General features: G+C 73.8%; 17 protein-coding genes. 10 read left to right on the top strand and 7 right to left on the bottom strand.

What is annotated here, in order from left to right:
• Window positions 1-42: 42 nt before the first annotated feature.
• Window positions 43-654 (top strand): dihydrofolate reductase family protein, encoded by a 612-nt coding sequence (locus AB0J71_RS37170; protein ID WP_352330021.1) that lies wholly within the window; start codon window positions 43-45, stop codon window positions 652-654.
• Window positions 655-671: 17 nt separating this feature from the next.
• On the opposite strand, the gene AB0J71_RS37165 is transcribed toward AB0J71_RS37170, so the two are convergent.
• A complete protein-coding gene (locus AB0J71_RS37165) occupies window positions 672-2,057 on the bottom strand; it encodes an MFS transporter (protein ID WP_364418651.1) in 1,386 nt (461 codons plus the stop codon).
• A 289-nt stretch (window positions 2,058-2,346) separates the two neighbouring features.
• On the opposite strand from AB0J71_RS37165, the gene AB0J71_RS37160 reads away from it, so the two are divergent.
• Together AB0J71_RS37160 and AB0J71_RS37155 are read left to right on the top strand one after the other, a co-directional pair.
• Window positions 2,347-2,760: a VOC family protein gene (locus tag AB0J71_RS37160; protein WP_364393633.1), complete on the top strand. Its 414-nt coding sequence runs from the start codon at window positions 2,347-2,349 to the stop codon at window positions 2,758-2,760.
• A gap of 285 nt (window positions 2,761-3,045) precedes the next feature.
• Window positions 3,046-3,870 carry a nitroreductase/quinone reductase family protein gene (locus tag AB0J71_RS37155; protein WP_352330489.1) on the top strand — a complete coding sequence of 275 codons (825 nt, stop codon included), beginning with the start codon at window positions 3,046-3,048 and terminating at the stop codon, window positions 3,868-3,870.
• A gap of 4 nt (window positions 3,871-3,874) precedes the next feature.
• Here AB0J71_RS37155 and AB0J71_RS37150 read toward each other — a convergent pair whose 3' ends face one another.
• Window positions 3,875-5,071, bottom strand: coding sequence for an MFS transporter (locus AB0J71_RS37150; protein ID WP_364418649.1), 1,197 nt, complete (start codon window positions 5,069-5,071; stop codon window positions 3,875-3,877).
• Window positions 5,072-5,154: 83 nt separating this feature from the next.
• On the opposite strand from AB0J71_RS37150, the gene AB0J71_RS37145 reads away from it, so the two are divergent.
• Complete coding sequence (locus AB0J71_RS37145) at window positions 5,155-5,616, top strand: helix-turn-helix domain-containing protein (protein ID WP_364418647.1); 462 nt, start codon at window positions 5,155-5,157, stop codon at window positions 5,614-5,616.
• On the opposite strand, the gene AB0J71_RS37140 is transcribed toward AB0J71_RS37145, so the two are convergent.
• Window positions 5,613-6,410 (bottom strand): endonuclease/exonuclease/phosphatase family protein, encoded by a 798-nt coding sequence (locus tag AB0J71_RS37140; protein ID WP_364418645.1) that lies wholly within the window; start codon window positions 6,408-6,410, stop codon window positions 5,613-5,615. The genes AB0J71_RS37145 and AB0J71_RS37140 overlap by 4 nt on opposite strands.
• A gap of 96 nt (window positions 6,411-6,506) precedes the next feature.
• Here AB0J71_RS37140 and AB0J71_RS37135 point away from each other — a divergent pair, with 96 nt between their 5' ends.
• The 3 genes from AB0J71_RS37135 (at window position 6,507) to AB0J71_RS37125 (ending at window position 9,073) form a co-directional block, all read left to right on the top strand.
• Entirely contained in the window at window positions 6,507-7,061 is a 555-nt protein-coding gene (locus tag AB0J71_RS37135; protein ID WP_364393627.1) for a helix-turn-helix domain-containing protein, read from the top strand.
• Window position 7,062: 1 nt separating this feature from the next.
• Window positions 7,063-7,419 carry a hypothetical protein gene (locus tag AB0J71_RS37130; RefSeq protein ID WP_352366240.1) on the top strand — a complete coding sequence of 119 codons (357 nt, stop codon included), beginning with the start codon at window positions 7,063-7,065 and terminating at the stop codon, window positions 7,417-7,419.
• A gap of 139 nt (window positions 7,420-7,558) precedes the next feature.
• Window positions 7,559-9,073 carry a serine/threonine-protein kinase gene (locus AB0J71_RS37125; protein ID WP_364418643.1) on the top strand — a complete coding sequence of 505 codons (1,515 nt, stop codon included), beginning with the start codon at window positions 7,559-7,561 and terminating at the stop codon, window positions 9,071-9,073.
• A gap of 10 nt (window positions 9,074-9,083) precedes the next feature.
• Here the strand turns inward: AB0J71_RS37125 and AB0J71_RS37120 are convergent, their stop codons facing one another.
• Window positions 9,084-10,478 carry a PLP-dependent aminotransferase family protein gene (locus AB0J71_RS37120; protein ID WP_364418641.1) on the bottom strand — a complete coding sequence of 465 codons (1,395 nt, stop codon included), beginning with the start codon at window positions 10,476-10,478 and terminating at the stop codon, window positions 9,084-9,086.
• Between AB0J71_RS37120 and AB0J71_RS37115 the strand changes: the two genes are divergently transcribed.
• The 3 genes from AB0J71_RS37115 (at window position 10,477) to AB0J71_RS37105 (ending at window position 21,421) form a co-directional block, all read left to right on the top strand.
• Complete coding sequence (locus AB0J71_RS37115; protein WP_364418639.1) at window positions 10,477-11,709, top strand: aminotransferase class V-fold PLP-dependent enzyme; 1,233 nt, start codon at window positions 10,477-10,479, stop codon at window positions 11,707-11,709. The genes AB0J71_RS37120 and AB0J71_RS37115 overlap by 2 nt on opposite strands.
• Window positions 11,710-11,906: 197 nt before the next feature.
• On the top strand, window positions 11,907-15,152 hold the full coding sequence (locus tag AB0J71_RS37110; protein WP_364418636.1) for a LamG-like jellyroll fold domain-containing protein: 3,246 nt from the start codon (window positions 11,907-11,909) through the stop codon (window positions 15,150-15,152).
• Between the two features lie 20 nt (window positions 15,153-15,172).
• On the top strand, window positions 15,173-21,421 hold the full coding sequence (locus AB0J71_RS37105; RefSeq protein ID WP_364418634.1) for an RHS repeat-associated core domain-containing protein: 6,249 nt from the start codon (window positions 15,173-15,175) through the stop codon (window positions 21,419-21,421).
• A gap of 228 nt (window positions 21,422-21,649) precedes the next feature.
• Here the strand turns inward: AB0J71_RS37105 and AB0J71_RS37100 are convergent, their stop codons facing one another.
• From AB0J71_RS37100 to AB0J71_RS37090, 3 genes are all read right to left on the bottom strand, one after another.
• Window positions 21,650-22,447 (bottom strand): ABC transporter permease, encoded by a 798-nt coding sequence (locus AB0J71_RS37100; protein WP_352324739.1) that lies wholly within the window; start codon window positions 22,445-22,447, stop codon window positions 21,650-21,652.
• Complete coding sequence (locus AB0J71_RS37095; RefSeq protein WP_364418632.1) at window positions 22,444-23,433, bottom strand: ATP-binding cassette domain-containing protein; 990 nt, start codon at window positions 23,431-23,433, stop codon at window positions 22,444-22,446. The genes AB0J71_RS37100 and AB0J71_RS37095 overlap by 4 nt, the downstream gene beginning before the upstream one ends.
• A gap of 76 nt (window positions 23,434-23,509) precedes the next feature.
• The gene (locus AB0J71_RS37090) at window positions 23,510-23,884 is read right to left on the bottom strand and encodes a hypothetical protein (protein ID WP_364418630.1); all 375 of its coding nucleotides are present in this window, start codon (window positions 23,882-23,884) and stop codon (window positions 23,510-23,512) included.
• Between the last annotated feature and the right edge of the window lie 2 nt (window positions 23,885-23,886).

Here is a 23,886-nt window from a genome sequence, read left to right as displayed (position 1 = left end):
CTTGAGCCCATCGGAACAAGCACCTCACCAGGAGACACGGACATGACGCAGAACGGCTTCCAGGGTCGCAGGATCGTCGGCAACATCTCGCTCTCCCTCGACGGCCGGGTCAACGGCCCGGGCGGCGAGTACGACATGAGCTGGATCGTCCCGCACGCGCTCAGCGACGGCGCCCGCGACCACATGATCCGGGTGACCGGCGCCGCCACCACCGTCCTGCTCGGCCGCAGGAACTACGAGGGCTTCGGCTCCTTCTGGCCGGCGGTCGCGAAGGACGAGGGCGCCGACCCCCGCGACCGGGCCTTCGCCCAGTGGCTCGACGACACCGAGAAGATCGTCTTCTCCTCGACCCTGACGGACGCGCCGTGGCAGAACTCCCGCCTGGCCGCGGCCGGCCCCGCCGAGGAGGTCGAGCGGCTCAGGAAGCAGGCCGGCGGGGACGTCGTCGTCCTGGCCAGCGGCAGCGTCATCAAGGCCCTGCTGGAGGCGGACGCGCTGGACCGGCTCAGCATCACGCTCTGCCCGGAGGTGGCCGGCGGCGGCGCCCGGCTGTTCGAGGACGGCCTGCCCGCCACGCACTGGTCGCTGACCGACCTGACGACCACCGGCTCGGGCGCGATCTGCCTGCTCTACGACCGCCTGCGCCAGGACTGAAGGGCCACCTTCCCAGGTCAGGCGGGGAGCGGGGCGGCGGTGGCGCGGTGGCGGGCGAAGGTGAGGGCGACGACCGTCCCGAGCAGCATGCCCGCGGCCGCGACGAGCACCGCCGTGCGCATCCCCGAGGCGAGCGCGGGCCCGGTGGCCTCGCCCACGCCGCCGGCCGCGACCAGCACCGCGAGCCCGAGCGCCGCGCCGACCTGGAGCGCGGTGGAGGCCATGCCGGAGGCGATCCCCTGCTCGCCCGCCGCCACGCCGGTGGCCGAGGCGATCCACATCCCGGTCCAGGTGAGGCCCTGGCTGACGCCCGCCACGACGATGCCGGGCAGCACACCCCAGTACGAGCCGTCGGCGCTGATCCCCATCGCCAGCAGCGCGGTGCCCGCCGCCCCGCCGACGGTTCCGAGAAGCAGCGTCACCCGCATCCCGATCCGCCCGGCCAGCCGCCCGCCGAGCTGGGTGCCCAGCGCGATCAGCAGGGACGGCACCAGGAACGCCAGCCCGGTCGCCACGGCGCCGTACCCGAGCACGGTCTGGAAGTAGACGGTCAGGAAGTACGGCAGCGCGTTGAACGTGGCGCCGAAGACCAGGATGACCGCGACGGCCGAGCTGAGGCTCCGGTTGCCGAACAGCCGCAGCGGCATGAGCGGGTCGGCGCCCGCCTTCTCGACCGCGACGAAGGCGGCCAGCAGCACCGCGGCCAGCACGAACCCGCCGGTGATCAGCGGTGAGCTCCACCCGGACTCGGGGCCCTGGATGAGCGCGTAGGCGAGCAGGCTGACGCCGCCGGTGGCCAGCACCGCGCCCGGGACGTCGAACCGGCGGCCCCGCGCGCCGGCCCCGTCGGCGGGCAGCAGCAGCCAGGCTCCGGCGATCGCGACGACGGCGAGCGGCACGTTGACGTAGAAGACCGCCTCCCAGCCCCAGGCGCCGGTGAGCAGGCCGCCGAGCAGGGACCCGAGCGCCAGCCCGCTGGCTCCGGCGCCGCTCCACACCGCCAGCGCCCTGTTGCGCGCCGTCCCCTCGGCGAAACCGGTGTTGACCAGCGCCAAGGTGGCCGGGAACAGCAGCGCGCCGCCCAGCCCCTGCGCGGCCCGCGCGGCGACCAGTGTCCCGGGGCTCTGCGCCAGGCCGCCGGCCAGGGAGGCGAGCGCGAACAGGGCCAGCGCGCCCACGAACATCCGGCGGTGTCCGAGCAGGTCGGCCGCCCGACCGCCGAGCAGCAGGAAGCCGCCGTACGCGACGGCGTAGGCGCTGGCCACCCACTGCAGGGTCTGCGGGGAGAAGTCCAGGTCGGCGCCGATCCTGGGCAGCGCGACGAAGACGATGTTGAAGTCGAGGGAGGTGATGAGCTGGGAAAGGGCCAGCAGGGCGAGGATCAGGCCGGGTCGGCGTCTCATGTCCACCTTCATACGATTGTCCGGAAATAACGTACAGTTCGGGATCCTCGTACAGTTGTGGGACGCTCGTCAAATCACCGGCACGCGGCAATGAGAAGGGGCCTCTCGGAGCCGGCGGAGCCGGCGCAGACGCCGCAGTGACCGGTGGGCGATGACAGAAGTCCGGCTCCCGCCGTGCCTTTCCCAAGGCCGGTCCAACCGGTCAGGATTCGAGAAGCGCCCGGCCGGGCGGGCTCCGTAGCGTGGCTCTCATCGTCGGAGAACGTTTGAAGCACCAAGGAGACACGGCATGAAAGCGCACGTCAGCTCTATCCTCCTCGCCGTCCGCGACATGGAGGCGGCCAAGCGGTTCTACACGGAGGGCCTGGGCTGGAAGATCCAGAACGACTACGGCATCTCGGTGTTCTTCGAGTCCGACGGCGCCTCGCCCGTCGGCTTCTACGGTCGCGAGGGCCTGGCCGACCAGGTCGGGCTGAGCCCGGAGGGCAGCGGGTTCAGCGGGGTCGTGCTCACGTACGTCGTCCGCAGCGAGGCTCGGGTGGACGAGATCATGGAGGAGGCCGAGAAGGCCGGCGCCACGATACTCAAGCCCGCCGGCGCCCTGCCGTGGGGCGGGTACGGCGGCACCTTCGCCGACCCCGACGGCTACGTCTGGAGCCTGGGCTACAGCGAGCAGGGCGAGGACCAGCCCTACGCCGAGTAGCCGCGGCGGGCGCCTCCACGGGAGGTGGTGAGGTCCGGCGCCGGCACATGATCGTGCCGACGCCGGACCACCGCGCACCGGCCGCGGAGGAACGTGGACGTCCTGTCGGCTTTGCGAAAAGTATCTTGATGAAGTAGCGTCACGCCCGTGACTGCCGGGTCGGCCTTGGGCCACGCACCAGAGAGCAGCCCGGCCCTGGCGTGACCGCCCGGCGGGCGCGCGGCCCGCCGCTTCCTCTTCTCCTCCTCAGCACGTCAGAGCAGAGACCATCACCCATGGAGAAGAGTGGATTTCAACAAGCAGGTCATCGACGAGTTCCGCGCCAACAACGGCCAGGTCGGCGGCTATTTCGAGGGAGCGAGACTGCTCCTGCTCACCACGACCGGCGCCCGTTCGGGCAAGCCGCACACGACCCCGCTCGGCTACCTGCCGGACGGCGGCGAGCGCATGCTGGTCATCGCCTCCGCCGGCGGGGCGCCGAGAAACCCCGCCTGGTACCACAACCTGCGCGCCGAGCCGCGTGCCACCGTCGAGAGCGGCGTCTTCGTCTTCGACGTCGAGGCGGAGGTCCTGGAGGGGGCCGAACGGGACGCCGCCTTCGCCCGCGCCGTGGAGAGCGACCCCGGCTGGGCCGACTACCAGGCCAAGACGACCCGGATCATCCCCGTCGTCGCGCTGAAGGTGGTGCCGGGGCCGCCCCGGTCGACCGCGCCCTCCGGCGGGGCGTACCTCAAGCTGGTGCACGACGGCTTCCGCCGCGAGCTCGCGCTGATCCGCAAGGAGCTGGCCGGCACCGGACGCCCCGGCCTGGGCGTGCAGCTGCGCGTCAACTGCCTGACCATGTGCCAGGGGCTGCACCACCATCACACCGGCGAGGACACGATGATGTTCCCGGCGCTGGCCGAGCGGCATCCCGCGCTCGCCCCCGTGATCGAGCGGCTGGCCGTGGAGCACGAGCGCGTGAGCGTGCTGGTGGCGGAGTTGAAGGAAGCCCTGTCGGGTGACGACCCGGCGCGGGTGCGCGCGGAGATCGAGCGGCTGACCGACGAGCTCGAAGCGCATCTGGCGTACGAGGAGGAGCAGCTCGTGCCGATCCTCGACCTTCCCTGACCGTTCAGGCCGAGGCGGACGCGCGTGCCGCCGGCGCGGCGCCGAGCCGCCGGGTCGAGACGGCGACGACGAGCCCGAGCGCGGCGTAGGCCGCGCCGAGCAGGCAGGCGGCCGGCCATCCCGCGAGGCTGTAGGCCCAGGTGGTGGTGATCGCGCCGAGCGCGGAGCCGAGGGAGTAGCAGGCCATGTACGCGCCGATGACCCCGCTGCTCCGGTCGGGACGCGCGGTGGTGAGCAGGTGCTGGCTGCTGACGTGCACGGCCTGCACGGCGAAGTCGAGCACGACGACGCCGGCGATCAGCAGCCACAACGACCACCCCGCCTGTGCGGTCAGCAGCCACGAGCCGACCAGCAGCGCCAGCGACCAGCCGGTGACCGAGGACGCCAGGCCCCGGTCGGCCCATCGGCCGGCCCGGGCCGCGCCCAGCGCGCCGGTGAGCCCGGCGAGCCCGAACAGCCCGATCCCGGTGGTGCCGAGGTGCCACGGCGCGGCGCCGAGCGGCAGCGCCAGCCCGCTCCACAACGTGCCGAAGGAGGCGAACAGGAAGAACGCGATCAGCCCCCGGCTGAGCAGGAGCCGGTCGCCGGCCACCAGCCGGCCCAGCGACGACAGCGACCGGCCGTACGAGCCCCGGGGGCGCCGGACGTCGGCGTCGAGGACGAGGCGGGCGGCGAGCGCGAGCAGCACGCACGACGCGGCGATGACCAGGTAGACCGCCCGCCAGTCGGCCAGCTCGCCCAGCAGGCCCGCGACCATCCGGACCCCGAGGATCCCGGCCACCACGCCCGAGGTGACCGTGCCGATGTTGCGGCCGCGCTCGCCGGGCGGCGAGACGGCGGCGACGTAGGCCACCGTGACCTGGACGACCACGGCGAACAGCCCGGCCAGGGCCAGGCCCGCGAGCGCCAGGCCGCCGCCCGGCGCGACGGCGGCCACCCCGGCGCCCACCGCCGTCAGCAGCAGGTGGGCCGTGATGAGCCGGCGCCGGTCGAACAGGTCGCCGAGCGGGACGAGCAGCACCAGCCCGGCCAGGTAGCCGATCTGGCCGGCGGCGACCAGGGAGCCCAGTGATCCGTCCGCCAGCCCGAGGTCCCGGCCCGCGGCCTGGAGGACCGGCTGGATGCCGTAGACGGGCGACACGGCCACCGCGCACACCAGTGCGAGCACGATCCGCTGCCTTCCGGTCAGTCCTGGCGACATGTCACTCCTCAATCAGTTTCAATATGCAACCGATCGGAGGCTAGGGCATAATGGTTTCGAATTGCAACTGATCGGAGGGGCCGGTGGACGTCACACTCGCTGCGGGAAGCGCCTGGACCGACCCGGCCTGCCCGGTCGCGCGCGCCGTCGACCTGGTCGGCGACCGGTGGAGCCTGCTGATCGTCCGGGACGCGATGGACGGCGCCACCACCTTCACCGACTTCCACCAGCGGCTGGGGATCGCCCGCAACATCCTCACCGACCGGCTCCGCAAGCTGGTCGAGCACGGCATCCTCGACAGGAGGGCCGCCGGGGACGGCAGGCGGCACGCCTACCGGCTCACCGAGGCCGGGCAGGACCTCTTCACGGCCGTCGTCGCCCTGCGCCAATGGGGCGAACGTCACGCCTTCGCCCCGGACGAGCCGCACTCGGTACTGGTCGACGGGCAGGGGCGGGAGCTGCCCCGGCTGCACCCGCTCGGCCAGGACGGCACGCCCCTGTCCGCCGAGACCTCCCGCGTCCGGAAGACCGCCGCGTCCGGCTAGAGGTCGAGGATCAGGGCGCGGTGGTCGGAGACCTCGGGGGCGGCCGCCACCTCGAACTCCTTGACGGCGGCGGGGTCGGAGACGAGCAGGTAGCTCGCGTGCCGCACCGGTTTGCGGTAGCGGGAGGTCCTGGTGTCGGCGTCGCCGACCAGGTCGCGCAGCCCCAGCCCGGCCAGGATCCGGAACGTCTCGCTGCCGGGCAGGAGGTTGAGGTCGCCGCACACCACGGTCAGGTCGCCGTCCTCGCGCGCGCCGGCGACCAGGGCGGCGAGCCGTTCGGCCTGGGCGCGGCGGGCCGGGGTGTCGGCCTTGCCGTCCGCGTCCCGCAGGCCGTGGAGGTTCACGACGGTGACGAACCGCCGTGCCGGGCGGTCGAAGACGCGTACGGCCAGGGCGGCGCGCGGCCGGTCGCCGGCCGGCCACCCGTCGTGGTGCTCGGCGTAGCCGCCGTGCACGAACGCGGACCGTACGCCGACGACGGGCAGCGTCTCGGCGACGAACGTGGCGACCCCGAAATCCTGCCGGTGCGCGCCGCCCTCCTCGTCCTGGACCGGGCCGGAGTCGCTGACGGCGAACAGCGGCTGGTGGCGGGGGAGGCGCGAGCCGACGTCGGCCAGCAGGTCGGCCCGCTGCGGCAGGGACCGCTCGGCGTCGTCGAACCTGGTCCAGCCGCGCAGGCCGGGCGTGCGCGGCACCTCCTGCAGGCACAGCACGTCCGCGCCGCAACTCTCCACCCAGGGCGCCAGCTCGTCGAACATGGCCCCGCCCCACGCGTTCACCGAAACAATCCGCACCCGCCCAAACCTAGACCAACCCACCCACCTGAACCGTCCAAAGTTTAGGAATGAACGTTCTTGACTGATCGTTCCTTTATTGTCTACGATCGAGGCATGGGACGACCAAGAGGATTCGACGAGGCCACCGTGGTACGGGCGGCGGCGGAGCTGTTCTCGACCCGGTCCTACGACGGCATCTCCATGGACGAGCTGGTGACCCACCTCGGCGTCCACCGCAACAGCCTGTACAAGACCTTCGGCAGCAAGCGCGGTCTCTACCAGGCCGCGCTGAGCTGGTCCCTGGAGCACGACGTCAACCCGCTGATCGACCGGATCGCCGCCGCCGGCGACCTGGCCGAGGCGTTGCGCGTGGCCGCCGCCGAGCCCGCCGCCGAGGTGGGCCTCAACCTGCTGCTGCTGGCCGCGGTCGAGCGCGCCCCGGTCGACCGCGAGGTCGCCGACCGGCTCGCCGCCGTGCTGGCCGCGTTCGACCGGGCCGCCGGGGCGGCGTCCGGGAGCGAGGGGGCCGAGGACGACCTGGCCTTCGCGCTCACCGCGGCCCTCCTGGGCCTGCGGATGCGGGCCAGGGCGGGCACCGCGAACACCGACATCGACCGGGCCGGCGCCGCTCTGGCCCGCCGGCTCGACCACCACCACCAAGGAGCATGACATGGCGAGGATCAGCATTGACGGACAGGCGCTGGTCGTGGAGATCGAGGGCCTGGACAAACTGTGGGCGCTGAAGAGCCGGCTGGTCATCCCGCTGGCCAACGTGCGCGGCGCCACCGCCGACCCGGGGATCGTCGGCGACCCCAAGGGGGTGCGCGCGCCCGGCGCCCACCTGCCCGGCGTCATCACGGCCGGAACGTTCCACCTCAACGGCGAGAAGGTCTTCTGGGACGTGCACGACGCCGCCAAGGCCGTGGTCATCGAGCTGGCCGACGAGCGGTACGCCCGGCTCGTGATCGAGGTCGCCGACCCGCGCGCCGCCGTGGCGCTCGTCGAGGAGGCCATCGCCGTCCGCTGACGCGCGCCCGCACCACAGGCCGGTGTGGGACGAATACAGGACAGGCGCCGTACGCCTCGACGGGCCGACAATGAGCCCGTGCGACGCCGGCCGTCCCGCGTCCACGCGGACGACCCCCGTACCGGCCCTGGAGTCCCCGATGGCGACGAAGTTCCCTCCCCTCACCCCGGACGACCCCACGTCGGTGGCCGGTTACCCGCTGCGCGCCCGGCTGGGGGAGGGCGGGATGGGCCGGGTCTACCTGTCCGTCTCGCCGGGCGGCCGCCTCCTGGCCCTGAAGGTCGTCAAGCCCGAGTACGCCGCCGACCCGGAGTTCCGCCGCCGGTTCCGCCAGGAGGTGCAGGCGGCCCAGCGGGTGCAGGGCGCCTTCACCGCCCCCGTGGTGGACGCCGACCCCGACGCGGCCGTTCCCTGGCTGGCCACGGCCTACATCTGCGGGCCCTCCCTGCACCAGGCCGTGGCCGAGCACGGTCCGCTGCCGCCGGACACCGTCCGGAGGCTGATCGCGGGGGTCGCCGAGGCGCTGATCGGCATCCACGCGGCCGGGCTGGTCCACCGGGACCTCAAGCCGTCGAACGTGCTGCTGGCCGAGGACCGGCCCAAGGTGATCGACTTCGGCATCGCCCGCGCCGTGGACGCCACCTGCCTCACCCACACGGGCATGCGCGTCGGCACCCCCGCGTTCATGACCCCCGAGCAGGTCAGGGGCCTGCCGGTGACCCCGGCCACGGACGTGTTCGCGCTGGGCCAGCTCGCCGTCTTCGCCCTGACCGGACGGCCCGCGTTCGGCGAGGGCCCGGCGGACGTGCTCTTCCACCGCATCGCCAACGAGGAGCCCGACCTGCGCGGCTGCCCGCCCGACCTGGCCGGGCCGCTGGCCCGCTGCCTCAGCCGGGACCCGGCCGACCGGCCCGCCCCGGCGGAGGTCGCCGCGCTCGCCGGGGGATCCGGGGGTGCGGCGGCCGGTCCCTGGCTGCCCGCGGCGCTGGCGTCCACGCTGCACACCTACGCGCCGCCGCGCGGCTCGCCGACGCGTCCCGCCCGCCCGCGCCGGGCCAGGACGGCCCTCGCCCTCTGGACGGGCGCCGCCGCCGTCGCCCTGGCCGCGTCGGCCCTGGCACTCGTCCGTCCCGGCGACCCGGCCCCCGTCACGACGACCCCGCCACCCGCCGTAACCGTCACGATCCCGGCCACAGCCCCCATCCGGACCGCCGCCGCCGTGCCCTCCCCGACCCTGCCGGAGTACGAGAAGGAGTACGAGAACGTGCGCTTCACCCTCCCCGGCGGCCCGCCCTGCACCGACTTCTCCCACTTCCAGGACGGCATCGACCTGACCCCCACCGGCCCGAAGGTCACCGTCGGCAGCAACGGCGACCTCGTCTACGACTGCTACGACGACCAGGTCGCCAAGCTCACCGTCTGGGACGTCACCGGCCAGGAGGCCCTGCTCGACGGCCCCGCGGACCCGGCCGCCTGCGTGGACGCGGTGAACCTGAACCCGCTCGGCTCCTCGCTCGCCTTCGCCCGCATGCGGACGGGGATGGGCCTGTGCGTCGTCACGGAGGACCACCAGGTCGTCCACCTCAGGCTGCTCCGCAAGTCCGCCGCCACGCACGCGCTCACCTGGTCGGCGACCGCCTGGGCACAGGGCTGACCCAGAAGCGCTACCGGTTCGCCCCCGCCAGCCGCCGCACGGCTCCGGCCAGCTCGGCGTGCCCGGCGGTCGCGGCGAAGCCGAGGCGCAGGCAGGCCGCCGGGAGCTCGGTGGCGAAGTAGCGGTTCCCGGCGCTGACGGCGACGCCCCGGCGACGGGCCGCGTCGGCGACCACGGCGTCGTCGGCGCCGCCGGGCAGGCGCACCCACAGGTGGAGGCCCCCGGCGGGCACGCGGTCGAGGGTCCAGCCGGGCAGCTCGGCCAGGACGGCGGCGGCCAGCGTCGCACACCGCTCCCGCAGCGCCGCGCCCAGCGACCGGACGTGCCGCTCCCAGGCGGGGGAGGTGAGCAGGTCGAGCGCCGCCTCCTGCAGCGGGCAGCTGACGAAGAAGTCGTCGACCAGCCGCACGGCGCGCAGACGTTCCATGACCGGCCCCCGGGCGGTCAGGGCGCCGATGCGCAGGCTGGGCGCGGCCGGTTTGGTGAGGGAGGTCAGGTGCACGACCGTGCCGTCGCGGTCGTCGGCCAGCAGCGGCGGCGGCACCGGCGCGCCGTGGCCGAGGTGGCGCGCGAAGTCGTCCTCGATCACGAAGGCGCCGGCCGCGCGGGCCGTGTCGAGGACCTGGCGCCGGCGGCCAGGGGCCAGCACCGCCCCGGTCGGGTTGTGGTAGGTCGGCTGGCAGTAGAGCAGGCGGGCGCGGGTCAGGGCGAAGGCGTCGGCCAGCAGGTCGGGCTTGAGGCCGTCGGCGTCCGTCGGCACCGGCACCGGGCGCAGGCCGGCCGCGCGGGCGGCGGCGATCGCCCCGGGATAGGTGGGCGACTCCACCAGGACGGGGTCGCCCGGCCCGGCGATCGCCCGGAAGGCCATGGACAGGGCGCTCTGCCCGCCGGCCGTGACCAGGACGTCATCGGCGCTCACGCCGCCGCCCGCCATCGTGGCGAACACGCCGCGCAGGGAGGCCAGGCCGGCGGCCGGGGCGCGGTCCCAGGCGTCGGGACGGCGGGCCGCGCGGGCCAGCGCGGCGGTCAGGGCGCGGGTGGGCTGGAGCGAGCGGTGCAGGTAGCCGCCGTCCAGCAGGATCGTGCCCTCGGGGAGCGCGCCGACCGCGCCGGTGAGGCTGCGGGTGTCCACGGCCCGGTCGGCGAGGGTGACGCTCTGCCACGCGGTGTCGGGGACGGCCTCGCGCCGCCGCGCCGGGGCGGCGACGTAGGTGCCGCTGCCGGGACGGGTGACCACCACGCCCTCGGCGGCCAGCGCGGCGATCGCCTGCGACACGGTGGCGGGGCCGACCTTGTAGCGCCGGATCAGCTCCCTGCTGCTCGGCAGCCGGTCGCCCGGGGCGAGCCGGTCGATCATCGTGCGCATCCGGGTCGCCAGCTCGGCCGAACTGCTACTGTCGGACATGAGAATCGATGATAGCGCTTCCAGCGCTTCGGCAGAATCGCTTCTGGACGTCGCGGCCCTGCGCGCCGACACCCCGGGCGCGGCGGAGGTCGTGCACTTCAACAACGCCGGGTGCGGCCTGCTGCCCGCTCCGGTGCTGGCCGCGATGGTCGACCACCTGCGGCTGGAGGCGCAGCTCGGCGGCTACGAGGCCGCCGCCGCCCGCGCGGCGCAGGTCGCCGAGTTCTACGCCGAGACCGCCGCCCTGATCAACTGCGCTCCCCGCAACATTGCCTTCGCCGGCAGCGCCACCCACGCCTTCTCCACCGCGCTGTCGGCGATCCCGTTCGCGGCCGGGGACGTCGTCCTGACCACCCGCAACGACTTCATCTCCAACCAGATCGCCTTTCTCTCCCTGGCCAAGAGGTTCGGCGTACGGGTCGTGCACGCGCCCGACCTGCCCGAGGGCGGCGTGGACGTGCCCGCCATGGCCGCGCTGATGCGCCGGCACCGCCCGCGCCTGGTGGCCGCCACCCACATCCCCACCAACTCCGGCCTGGTCCAGCCGGTCGCCGAAATCGGCCGGCACTGCCGCGAGCTGGACCTGCTCTACCTGGTGGACGCCTGCCAGTCGGTCGGCCAGTACCCGATCGACGTCGAGGAGATCGGCTGCGACCTGCTCACCGCCACGTGCCGCAAGTTCCTGCGCGGCCCGCGCGGCTCCGGCTTCCTGTACGTCGCCGACCGCGTCCTGGACGCCGGCTACGAGCCGCTGTTCATCGACATGCACGGCGCGCGCTGGACCGAGCCGGGCCGCTACGAGCCGGTCACGACGGCGGCCCGGTTCGAGGACTGGGAGTTCCCCTACTCCGTGGTGCTCGGCTGCGCGGCCGCCGCCCGCTACGCCCGCCGGGTGGGCGTGGACGCCGTCGCCCGGCGCACCCCGGCCCTGGCCGCCGGCCTGCGCGACGGGCTCGCCGCGCTGCCCGGGGTGCGCGTGCTCGACCGGGGACGGCGGCTGGGCGCCCTGGTCACCGTCGCCGTCGAGGGCTGGCAGGCGGAGCCGTTCAAGGCGGCGCTGGACGCGCGCGGCGTCAGCTCGGCGCTCAGCTTCCGGCACTTCGCCCAGTTCGACTTCGGGGACAAGGACGTCGACTGGTGCCTGCGCCTGTCGCCGCACTACTACAACACCGAGCAGGAGGTGGACCTGGTCGTCGCGGCGGTCGCCGAACTGGCCGCCGCGCCCCGGTGACGGGTTCCGCGAGCGGCTGACGGCGTTTCCTTCCAGCCATGTCCCAACTTATGGCGAATTTCGCCAGAAGATCTAGACGTACGGCATTACGCGGGTGACAATCCGTTCGTCAATCGAAGATCGCCTGGTCCCGCGCGGACCTCTGGTCGACATGCGGAGGACCGATGCGGGTTGGGCGTGGTCTGGTCGCGGCTGTCTTGGCGTTCACGATCCCGGCGGTGCCGCCCGCCGGCGCGGAGCCGCCGGAGGCAGGCGCGCCTCCGGCGGCGAGCGCGCCCCCCGCGCGCTCGGCGCCCCTCGCGCCGGAGACGGCCGCGACCGCCACGGCCAGGCGCACCGGCCGGCCGGTCGAGATCGAGTCGATGCGCAGCGAGACCCGGCAGGTCTTCGCCCGCCCGGACGGCACCTTCACCCTCGAACAACACGCCCGCCCCGTCCGCGTCCGCCAGGCCGCCGGCTGGGTGCCCGTGGACACCACGCTCCGCCGGCGTCCCGACGGCGCGGTCGAGCCGGTGGCGACGGCGGCCGGGCTGACCTTCTCCGGCGGGGGCGGCGGCCCGCTCGCCCGCCTGTACCGCGGCGGCAAGGCCCTGGAGCTGACCTGGCCGGGCACGCTGCCCACGCCCTCGCTCGACGGCGACACCGCCACCTACCCCGAGGTGCTGCCCGGCGTGGACCTGCGGGTCACCGCCGACGTGGACGGCTTCTCCCACGTCCTGGTGGTCAAGACGCGGGCCGCCGCGCGAGCCCTGCCCGACCTGGACTTCCCGCTGTCGGTCAGCGGCCTGTCGCTCACCGCCGACAAGGCGGGCAACCTGGAGGCGGTCGACCGCACCGGCGGCACGATCTTCATCGCGCCCACCCCCACGATGTGGGACTCGACCGGCGCCGGCGAGGCCGCGGTCAAGGAGGGCCGCGCGCCCGAGGCCCGCCAGGCCACCATGGGCGTCTCGCTCGAAGGCAGGAAGCTGCGGCTGCGGCCGGACCGCGCGATGATGAGCGACCCGAAGACGCGCTACCCGGTGTTCCTGGACCCGTACTTCTCGGCCGCCCGCGGCGCCTGGACCGCCGTGTGGAGCAACTGGCCCAGCTCCAACTACCTCAACTCCAGCGACGTCGCCCGCGTCGGGCACGTCAACTCGCAGACCAACCGCTCGTTCTTCCAGATGAACACCGGCTCCACGATCCACGGCAAGCAGATCATCAAGGGCACGCTGCGCACGTACGAGACGTGGTCGTACTCGTGCAGCGCCCGCGCGGTCGAGGCGTGGTCCACCAACACGATCAGCAAGAGCACCACCTGGAGCAACCAGCCCAAGTGGGTCAAGAAGCTGTCCACGGTGAACGTGGCCAAGGGCTGGGGCTCGGCGTGCCTGCCCGGCGGCGTCGAGTTCGACGTCACCTCCCAGGTCGCCGACGCCGCCGCCAACAAGTGGGCCAACATCACCGTCGGCCTCCGCGCCACCAGCGAGACCGACCAGTACGCCTGGAAGAAGTTCCGCAACAACCCGAGCCTGGTCATCGAGTACAACTCGCTGCCCGCCGACCCGGTGGCGGCCGACGCCTGGTCCGACCCGGGCGGCCCGTGCGTCTCGGGCGACGACCGGCCGGTCATCAGCACGCCGACGCCCAAGCTGTGGGCCCGGCTCAAGGACGCCGACAACTCCGTCAGTGGCCGCTTCGAGTGGTACCGGGCCGACGGGACCAAGGCCGGGGAGTACCTGACCCCCGTGGGCTCGACCGGCACGGCCTTCTCGGCCCTCGTCCCGCAGAGCCTGTACGCCGACGGCGCGCTGGTCCGCTGGCGGGTCCGCGCCGAGGACGGCAAGGCCAACAGCGCCTGGAGCCCCTGGTGCGAGGCCACCGTGGACGCCACCGCCCCCGGCCGGGAGCCCGAGGTGTCCTCCGACCGGTTCACCGAGAACGGCTGGAGCGACGGCGTCGGCCTGGCCGGCCGGTTCACCTTCGCCCCCAACGGCGTCACCGACGTCGCCGCCTACGTCTACGGCCTGGACACCACCCCCAAGACCGAGGTCCCGCCCGCCCAGGACGGCACGGCCGCGATCACCCTCACCCCGCGCCACGACGGCCCGAACGTCCTGTCGGTGCGCAGCAAGGACCGCGCCGGGCAACTCGGCCCGATCCGCACGTACGTCTTCAACGTCAACGCCGGACGGGCGCCGGCCGGCCACTGGCCCATGGACGAGGGCCAGGGCGGCGCCGCCGCCGACGCCGCCGGCGCCCACCCGGCCACCCTGTACGGCGCCACCTGGACCTCGGGCCGGACCGGCGGCGCGCTGAGGCTGGCCAACGCCTACGCGCAGACCGGCGGCCCGGTCGCCGACACCGGCCGCAACTTCGCCGTCGCCGCCTGGGTCCGGCTGACCGGCACCGCCGCCTCCGCCACCGCCGTCACCCAGGAGGGCGGCCGGACCGGCGCGTTCTCCCTGCAGTACAGCAAGGCCGACAACCGCTGGGCGCTGGCCGTCACCGGCGCCGACGCCGACGCCGCCACGGCCGTGCGCGCGCTGTCGGCCGCGGCGCCCCGGCTGAACGAGTGGACCCACCTGACCGGCGTCTACGACTCGGCGGCCGGCCAGATCTCCCTTTATGTCAACGGCCGGCTGGAGTCCGCGGTCGCCGCCCCGGCGCCGTGGAACGCCACCGGCCCGCTGACCATCGGCCGCGGCAGAGCAGCCGGCGCGGCGGCCGACTTCTGGCCCGGCGACGTGGACGACGTGCGGGTCTACGGCCGCGCCATGTTCGCCGACGAGGTCGCCGACCTGGTCAACAGCGCCGCCACGCTGGTCGGCCACTGGAAGCTGGACGAGGACGGCGGCCTGTCGGCCGCCGACTCCTCCGGCCGGGCCACGCCCGCCGCGCTGTCCGGCGCCGCCGGCTGGACCGACGGCTGGCTGGACGGCGCCCTCGCGCTCGACGGCGCGACCGGCTACGCCCAGACCGCCGCGCCCGCCGTCGCCACCGCCTCCGGGTTCACCGTCGCCGTCTGGACCCAGCTCGACTACCTGCCCGCCAAGGACACCGCCGCCGTCGCCCAGCCGGGCGCCAGGGCGGCCGGGTTCCAGCTCGGCTTCGACAAGGAACAGGGGCGGTGGGCCCTCGGCATGGCCGCCGCCGACACCGACACCGCCGCCCTCGTCCGCACCCGTTCGGACGCCGTCCCCGCCCCCCTGGAATGGACGCACGTCGCCGGCGTGTACGACGCCCTGGCCGGCGAGCTGCGCGTCTACGTCAACGGCCGCCTGTCGGCCACCACCGTCACCCCCCACGTGAGCACCTGGACCGCCACCGGCCCCCTGCAACTGGGCCGGAGCAAGACCGCGGGCGTCTTCACCGGCTACTGGCCGGGGACCGTCGACGACGTCCGCACGTACGACGGCGTGCTCAGCGCCGAGCAGATAGCCCAGCTAGCAGCCCAGTAGGCCCCTCCCTGGGAGAATCCGTGGACAGTGAGTTAGACCTGCCAGAGCCCAACTGGAATCGTTTTCAGCAACCCGCCGCCGAACCCGACGCCCCCGACCCCCGCTGGAACCGCTTCGCGGGCGTCAAGCCCGAGACCGCCTGGCCGCGCAGGCTGGCGACCGTGCTCACGGTCGTGCTCCTGGCGCCCATGGCGTACGCGATGCCCGCCTCCGCCGCGCCCCGCAAGGCGCCCACGGTGCAGAAGGAGACGCCGGTCAAGGGCGGGAAGGTGCCCGTGCTGCCGCCGCTCGCCGATCCCGCCTCGAAGCAGGCGTGGAAGGCCCCGCCCAAGGTCACGTGGCCCGCCGCCGGCGCCGCCGAGCTGGGCGGCCCCGCGGAGAGCGCCGCCACGCTCTCCGCCGGGTTCCCGGTGCGGCTCGCCCCCGCCGCCAAGGGCGTGGCCGCGGCCGAGGCCGTCCCGGTCAAGGTCGAGCTGCTCGAGACCGACCTGCTCGGCGTCGCGATGCGCGTCTCGCCCGGCCAGGGCGTCACGGCCGCCAAGGCGTCCGGCAAGACCCGGCTGGAGATCGACTACTCCGGCTTCCGGTACGCCTTCGGCGGCGACTACGGCGCCCGGCTGCGCATGGTCAAGCTCGACGAGTGCGCGCTCGACGCCAAGCCCGCCGCCACCTGCGCCGCGCCGCGGCCGGTCAGGAGCGACAACGACGCCAAGGCGGGCAAGCTGACCGCCGAGGTCGAGACCACCGGCCTGTACGCCGTGACCGCCGCCGCCTCCGGCCCGTCCGGCGACCACGCCGCCACCTCGCTGGCCGCCTCGGCGAGCTGGAGCGTCGGCAACCAGTCCGGCGACTTCTCCTGGAGCTACGACCTGCGCACCCCGCCCGCCCTGGGCGGCGACGAGCCCGACCTGTCGCTCGACTACTCCTCCCAGAGCGTGGACGGCCGCACCGTCTCCACCAACAACCAGCCGTCCTGGGTGGGGGAGGGCTTCGAGCTCAACCCCAGCGGCTACGTCGAACGCCGCTACAAGTCGTGCATGATCGACGGCAAGAAGACCGGCGACCTGTGCTGGGACCAGGACAACGCCACCCTGTCGCTCGGCAACTCCGCCGTCGAGCTGGTCAAGGACGCCACCACCAAGCAGTGGCGGCCCAAGCGCGACGACGGCACCCGCATCGAGTACCTCACCGGGGCCGCCAACGGCGACAACAACGGCGAGTACTGGCGGGTCACCACCGCCGACGGCACCCAGTACAGCTTCGGCCTGAACCGCCTGCCCGGCTGGGTCACCGGCAAGCCGGAGACCAAGTCGGTGCAGACCGTGCCGGTGTTCGGCAACAACAGCGGCGAGCCGTGCTACTCCAGCACCCCCGCAAACGCCTGGTGCCAGCAGGCCTACCGGTGGAACCTCGACTACGCGGTTGACACCCACGGCAACGCCACCACGTACTGGTACGAGAACGAGAAGAACTACTACGGCCGCAACATGAAGCCCGAGCTGGGCACCGTGTACGTGCGCGGCGCGTACCTCACCCGCGTCGACTACGGCTACCTGAGCAACGAGCTGTTCACCAAGGCCCCGGCCGCCCGGGTGGTCTTCGACGTGGCCGAGCGCTGCCTGCCCTCCGGCGCCGTCACCTGCGCCGCCGACCAGCTCAAGAAGGAGACCGCGGCGTCCTGGCCGGACGTGCCGTTCGACCAGATCTGCGACGCCGGCGTCAAGTGCACCGACCGGCTGTCGCCGACGTTCTTCTCGCGCAAGCGCCTGGCCAAGGTCACCACGCAGGTGCTCGGCGCCTCCGGCCAGTACAGCCCGGTGGACTCCTGGACGCTGACCCACCAGTTCCCCGCCACGGGCGACGGCCTCAGCCCGTCGTTGTGGCTGGCCTCGGTCCAGCAGAGCGGCCACGTGGGCGGCACCCTCACCATGCCGAAGATCACCTTCAGCGGCGTGCAGCTGCCCAACCGGGTGGACGCCAACGAAGGACGCGCGCCGCTGGTCAAGTGGCGGGTCCAGGCCGTGAACAACGAGACCGGCGGCGAGCTGCGGGTCAACTACGCCCCGGCCGACTGCAAGCCCGGCGACGTGCCCGCCGCGGCCGACAAGAACAACCGGCTGTGCTTCCCCCAGCGCTGGGCGCCGCCCGACGAGGGCGAGGTCACCGACTGGTTCCACAAGTACGTCGTCACCCAGACCGTCGAGGTGGACCGCGTCGCCGGCTCGCCGAACGTGGTCACCGACTACGAGTACCTCGACGGCGCGGCCTGGCACTACGCCGACAACATCCTCGTCAAGCCCGAACAGCGCACCTGGTCGGACTGGCGCGGGTTCGGCCGCGTCCGGGTGCGTGAGGGCGACGGGCAGGACACCCGGCGCACCCTCACCGAGTTCAGGTACTTCCGCGGCATGCACGGCGACAGGCAGGCCGACGGCTCCAAGCGCGTCGCGCAGGTCGTCGACACCGAGGGCGGCAAGCTGGACGACCTCGACCAGCTGTCCGGCTTCGAACGCGAGGAGATCCTCTACGACGGCGACAGCGCGACGGTGCTCACCGCGACCGCCGAGGAGCCGTGGTCGCTGAAGACCGCCGAGTCCACGCAGGGCGGCGTCACCAAGGCCGCCTACGTGGTCGAGCCCAAGTCGATGGTGACCCGCACGGCGCTGGCGGGCGGGGCGTGGCGGCGTACCGGCGAGGAGCGCTCGTACGACGCCAAGGGCCTGCTCACCCAGGTGGAGGAGAAGGGCGACCTGGCCACCGCCGACGACGACCAGTGCACCCGCTACACCTACGCGCGCAACGACACCGCCTGGATGCTCGACTACGCCAGCAGGATCCAGAAGGTCGCCGCGGGCTGCGGCACCGCCGTCTCCACGCTGGCCGCCGGCGAGGTGATCTCCGACGAACGGGTCCAGTACGACAACAAGGCCTACGGCCAGGCGCCCACCAAGGGCGACGTGACCACCGTCCAGCAGCTCGCCGCGGCCGACGGATCGACCGTCACCGACAGCACCCACACCTACGACGTCTACGGCCGCGAGACCAGCGAGACCGGCCCGGTCGGGACGAAGTCCACCATCACCTACAGCCCGGCCACCGGCGCCCCGGCCACCGAGATCGTCGAGACCAACCAGCTCGGCCACGTCGAGCGCACCCTCGTCGAGCCGGCCTGGGGCGAGCCGGTCGCCGAGGTCGACGCCAACGGCCGGCGCACCGACATGGAGCACGACGCGCTCGGCCGCCTGGTCAAGGTCTGGCAGCCGGACCGCAGCAAGGCCGCCGGCCAGTCGCCCAGCACCGAGTACGCCTACACCATGCGCACCGACGGCCCCAGCGTCGTCACCACCAAGACGCTGCGCGCCGACGGCGGCTACACCGTCAGCCACGAGCTGTACGACGGCCTGATGCGCGAGCGCCAGACGCAGGAACCCGCCCCCCGCGACGACCAGACGCTGGACCCGGCGCTGCGCGACGGGCGCACGATCACCGACACCTTCTACAACTCGCTCGGCGAGGTCAGCAAGTCCAACACCGGCTACTTCGCCACCGGCACGCCCGCCACCGAGCTGCTCGCGGTCGCCGACACCGACGTGCCCACGCAGGTCGTGTCGGTCTTCGACGGCGCCGGCGAGGTCAACGCCCAGATCCTCAAGGCCAAGGGCGTGGAGAAGTACCGCGTCTCGGCCACCCAGCAGGGCGACCGCGTCAACATCACGCCGCCGCCGGGCGGCACCGCGACCACCCGCATCGGCGACGCCGACGACCGGCTCATCGAGCTGCGCCAGTACAAGGGCGCCACCCCGACGGGCCCGTACGAGTCCACCAAGTACACCTACGACCCCGCCGGCCGGCTGTCCACGGTGACCGACGCCGCGGGCAACGTGTGGCGCCACCACTACGACGTGCGCGGCCGGGAGATCAAGACGGAGGACCCGGACAAGGGCGTCACCACGATGACGTACAACGACGCCGACGAGCTGGTGAGCACCACCGACGCCCGCGGCAAGACCCTCTGGTACGTCTACGACGAGCTCGGACGCAAGAAGGAGCTGCGCGACGGCTCGGCCACCGGCGCGCTGCTGGCCGAGTGGAAGTACGACGCGCTGGCCAAGGGCCACATGAACGCCAGCATCCGGTACGCGGGCGGGCAGGCGTACAAGGCGGAGATCAACGCCATCGACTCCGACTACCGGACCCTGCGCGAGACGGTGACCGTCCCCGAGCGGGAGGGCAAGCTCGCCGGTTCGTACGTGCTCAACACCCGCTACACCCTCGACGACCAGGTGCAGTCGGTCAGCTTCCCGGCCGGGGGCGGGCTGGAGGCCGAGTCGGTGGTCTACTCCTACGACGAGCTCAGCCAGCCGACCAAGGTCAGCGGGCTGTCGTCGTACGTGACCGCGACCCGCTACTCCAAGCTCGGCGAGACCCTGCAGTACGAGCTGGGCTCCGGCGGCAAGAAGACCTGGCTCACCTACACCCATGACGAGTCCACCCGCAGGCTGACCAGGATGCGGCTGGACCGGGAGGGCGCCGCCGCCACCGACCTCGACCTCAACTACGCCTACGACGCCGCCGGCAACATCACCAAGATCGCCGAACGGGCCGGCGGCCAGGACACGCAGTGCTTCACCTACGACCACCTGCGCCGGATGACCTCGGCGTGGACGGCCAACGACGACTGCGCGAGCGGCACGCCGACCTCGGACAAGATCGGCGGCGTGGCGCCGTACGCGGTCAGCTACGCCTACGACTCCACCGGCAACCGGGTCAAGGAGACCAAGCACGCCTGGGGCGGCGCGCCCGAGACCGTGCGCACCTCGGTCTACCCGGCGGCCGGCGGCAAGCAGCCGCACGCGGTGCAGAGCATCGGGGCCGACCTGTTCGCCTACGACGAGGCCGGCAACACCACCAGGCGCAAGGTCGGCACGTCCGACCAGACCCTCGTCTGGGACGCCGAGGGCAACCTGGAGTCGGTCACCGAGGCCGGCAAGACGACGTCGTTCGTCTACGACGCCGACGGCGACCGGCTGCTGCGCAAGACCGCCACGGACGCCACCCTGTACGTGGACGACATGGAGCTGCGCTTCGACTTCGCCAAGGACGCCGTCGAGCAGACCCGCTACTACACCATCAACGGCGAGCCGATCGCGGTCCGCACCCCCGACAACCAGGTCTACTTCCTGGCCGCCGACCACCAGGGCACCGCGCAGGCCGCGGTGAACGGCGGCACCGGGGACCTGGCCGTCCGGCGGATGACGCCGTTCGGCGAGGACCGCGGGTCGCCGCCGCCATGGTGGCCCGGGCAGCGGTCCTTCGTCGGCGGCACCAAGGATCCGACGACCGGGCTCGTCCACCTGGGCGCCCGCGAGTACGACCCGAAGAACGGCCGCTTCCTGTCGGTCGACCCCATCATCGACGAGGAGGACCCGCAGCAGCTCAACGCCTACGCCTACGCCAACAACAGCCCAGTCAGCATGAGCGACCCCGACGGCCAGCTGTTCTGGATCGCCGTCGGCATCGCGGCGCGCATCGCGGCGCGGATCATCGCCAGGAAGCTGGCGCAGGCGGCGGCCCGGCGGGCGGCGCTCGCGGCGGCCCGTGCGGCGGCGCGGCGCGCGGCCATCGCGGCGGCCAAGCGGCGGGCGGCGGCGCTGGCCAGGAAGAAGGCGCTGGAGGCGGCCAAGAAGAAGGCCGCGGCGGCGGCCAAGCGCAGGGCGCTGGCCGCGGCCAGGAAGAAGGCGGCGGAGAAGGCCAGGAAGGCGGCCGCGGCGGCGGCCAAGAGACGGGCCGCCGCGGCGGCCAAGAGGGAGGCACGCAGGAAGGCCGCCGAGGCGGCGGCCAAGCGGCGGGCCACGCAGGCGGCGCGGGCGCGCAACCGCTACCGGGCCGCCCAGGCCCGGCGCGCCCAGGCGGCGCGGCGCCCGGCACAGCGTCCGACCAGTCATCGGGCGGTGCAACGGCAGTCGCCGCCGAAGGCCACCAGGCAGCCGGCGCAGCCGAGACCGAGCCAGGTCTACCGGAACGACGGCACCACGCAGCCGACCCAGTCCTACACCGTCTACCGTGACGGCAAGATGTACCCGGACGGGCCGCCGCCGCCCAGCCTGACCAGGCCCCAGGGCTCCGGGCAGGCGGAGAAGCAGATCTTCAAGCCGGAGAAGATCGAGCCGGAGAACACCCGGACGGGCACGATCGCCGAGACCGGCGCCCGGGTCACCCGATGGATCGACCAGAGCGGCCTGGACGACTTCCTCGGCGGCTTCTTCTGATCCCCGGCCCCGGGCGCGAGGACCGACCCCGGTCCCCGCGCCCGGGGCTCCACCGGTTCCCGCGCCCGGGGCTGCACGTCCTCCAGCATGGGGGAGTGCCCGGTCCCGGGCAGCAGCTCGACGGTCGCGCCGGGGACCGTCCGGTAGCCGGTAGCCGGTAGCCGGTAGCCGACGGCCGAGGACGAACGCCATCTCCGGTCGTCCTGGCCGAAGATCACCAGCAGCGGGTCAGGCCACGTCCCGGCGCAGCGGACGCAGGACGGCGGCCGCGCTCGCCAGCGCCGCGTACGCCAGCAGGACCAGCGCCCCGGCGGCCGGTGACAGCAGCCGGACCGGCTCGCTCGCCAGCTGGGCGGCCAGGGCGTCGGCCACGGCGGTGAAGTCGGTCAGCGCCGAGGTCGCGCCGCCGGGCAGCCACGGGTACAGCTCCCGCACGCCGGGGATCATGATCAGCGCCAGCTCGCCGCCGTACAGGTAGCCGATCACCACGCACAGCGCCGCGACCTGGTTGCGGATCAGCGCCCCCATGCCCACGCCGAGCACCACGTAGACCGCCATCGCCACCCCCAGGCGGGCCAGCAGCGTCACGATCGTCCCGGCGGGCAGGCCCAGTTCGGTGCCGCGGGCCGCGGCCACGCCGAACAGCGCCGCCCCTGCCGCGCCGGCCAGCACCAGCCCGTACGCCAGTCCCGCCACGGCGTAGGCGACGAGCTTGGCCACCAGCACCCGCCACCGGTCCGGCGCGAACAGGAAGGTGAAGTTCACCGTGCGGTGCCGGTACTCCGACGTGACGGCGAGCGTCCCGACGGCGGCCGGCACGAACGCGGTGAACCCGAGGAACCCCAGGACGGCCCGCACCCCCGCCTCGGTGTCCAGCCCCGGCATCGGCGGCTCGAAGTTCTCCGGCCCGACCAGCGCCAGCAGCCCGATCAGACCGCCCCCGAGCAGCACGGCCGCCAGCGGCATGCCCCACCACATCCTGGTGGCCAGCAGCCGCCGGAACTCCGCCCGCACAAACCCCCTCATCCCGCCGCCTCCCCACCCGCGCCCGCCCGTCCCCGCGCGCCGGCCGTCTCTTCCCGCGTGCCCGTCGTCTTCTCGTCCGTGCTCCCCAGCTCCCGCGTGCTCGCTGTTTCGTCGGTGAGCCTGAGGAAGAGTCGTTCCAGGGGCGGGCGTTCGGTGGTCAGGCCGTGGACCGGCAGTCCGCGGGCCGCGGCCAGGGCGGCGACCCGCGGCGGATAGAGGCCGCGGACCCGCAGGTCGTGCGGGCCGGCCACGTCCACCCGCGCGGCCTCGGCGGCCAGCGCCGTGCGCAGGGCGGCGGCGTCGGGGGTGCGCACCAGCACGTCCGGCTCAGCGCCGCACAGCTCGCGCAGCGGGCCGGCGGCCAGCAGCCGCCCCCGCCCGATGACCACCACGTCGTCGGCGACCTGCTCCACCTCGGCCAGCACGTGGCTGGAGACCAGCACCGCCCGCCCCTGCGCGGCCATCTCGCGCAGGAACGAGCGCAGCCACGCCGCCCCCTCGGGGTCCAGGCCGTTGCCCGGCTCGTCCAGCAGCAAGACCCGGGGGTCGCCGAGCAGCGCGGTGGCCAGGTTGAGCCGCTGCCGCATCCCGGTGGACAGGGCGCCGGTCGGCCGCCCGGCGGCTCCGGCCAGGCCCACCAGGCCCAGCAGGTCGCCGACCCGGCGATCGGGATGGCCGCCCATCGCGGCGTAGACGCGCAGATGGTCGCGGACCGAGTGCCGGGGGTGGAAGGAGGCGGCGTCGAAGGTCGCGCCCACCACGGTGGTCGGGCGCGGCAGGTCACGGTAGCGGCGGCCGCCGATCGTCACGCCGCCGCTGGTGGGGGTGACGTGGCCGACCATCATGCGCATCGTCGTGGTCTTCCCGGCGCCGTTGAGGCCGAGGAACGCGGTGACCGCCCCGGGCCGGACCGTGAAGCTGAGGTCCTCGACGGCGGTCAGCGCGCCGTACCGCTTGGTCAGGCCGCTGACCTCGACGCCGGTCACGCGACCGCCGCCCGCACCGCCGCCCGCACCACTGCCCGCACCACTGCCCGCACCGCCGCCCGGACCTCGACGCTGGTCACGCGGCCGCCGCTCGTACCGCTGCCCGGACCGCGGCGGCGACCCGGCCGGCGTCGGGGACGGAGACGGCCACCTCGTCGAACTCGCCGCCGGACGCGGCGCGGTCGAGCAGCAGGTGCACCGCCGGCGTGTCACCGGTCACGGACACGAGCTGCCGCCGCCCGCCGAACAGGCCCCACACCCCGATCTTGACGTGGCCCGCCACGCTCAGCCCCTTGCGCGCGCCGCGCGGCACGCGCAACGGGTCGTCCGCGACCCGCGCCTCCCGCACGGACGCGAGCAGGAGCGCGTACCGGCCGTGACCGGTGAGGAACCGCTCCCAGCGCCCGAACTCGATCATGACCATGCCCTCGCCGACCCATACCGTTGCCACAG

It is taken from the genome of Nonomuraea sp. NPDC049637 (assembly GCF_040675235.1).
Lineage (GTDB): Bacteria > Actinomycetota > Actinomycetes > Streptosporangiales > Streptosporangiaceae > Nonomuraea.
The sequence above is the reverse complement of the archived record's forward strand: the minus strand, read 5'-3'. Positions and strand labels throughout refer to the sequence as shown.

What these genes read in the sequence shown, in the direction of transcription:
- AB0J71_RS37135 (WP_364393627.1), top strand. Translation starts at nt 6,507, where the DNA reads ATGGGACGACCAAGAGGATTCGACGAGGCCACCGTGGTACGGGCGGCG.
- AB0J71_RS37160 (WP_364393633.1), top strand. Translation starts at nt 2,347, where the DNA reads ATGAAAGCGCACGTCAGCTCTATCCTCCTCGCCGTCCGCGACATGGAG.
- AB0J71_RS37130 (WP_352366240.1), top strand. Translation starts at nt 7,063, where the DNA reads ATGGCGAGGATCAGCATTGACGGACAGGCGCTGGTCGTGGAGATCGAG.
- AB0J71_RS37100 (WP_352324739.1), bottom strand. Translation starts at nt 22,447, where the DNA reads ATGAGGGGGTTTGTGCGGGCGGAGTTCCGGCGGCTGCTGGCCACCAGG.
- AB0J71_RS37125 (WP_364418643.1), top strand. Translation starts at nt 7,559, where the DNA reads ATGGCGACGAAGTTCCCTCCCCTCACCCCGGACGACCCCACGTCGGTG.
- AB0J71_RS37165 (WP_364418651.1), bottom strand. Translation starts at nt 2,057, where the DNA reads ATGAGACGCCGACCCGGCCTGATCCTCGCCCTGCTGGCCCTTTCCCAG.
- AB0J71_RS37120 (WP_364418641.1), bottom strand. Translation starts at nt 10,478, where the DNA reads ATGTCCGACAGTAGCAGTTCGGCCGAGCTGGCGACCCGGATGCGCACG.
- AB0J71_RS37115 (WP_364418639.1), top strand. Translation starts at nt 10,477, where the DNA reads ATGAGAATCGATGATAGCGCTTCCAGCGCTTCGGCAGAATCGCTTCTG.
- AB0J71_RS37170 (WP_352330021.1), top strand. Translation starts at nt 43, where the DNA reads ATGACGCAGAACGGCTTCCAGGGTCGCAGGATCGTCGGCAACATCTCG.
- AB0J71_RS37150 (WP_364418649.1), bottom strand. Translation starts at nt 5,071, where the DNA reads ATGTCGCCAGGACTGACCGGAAGGCAGCGGATCGTGCTCGCACTGGTG.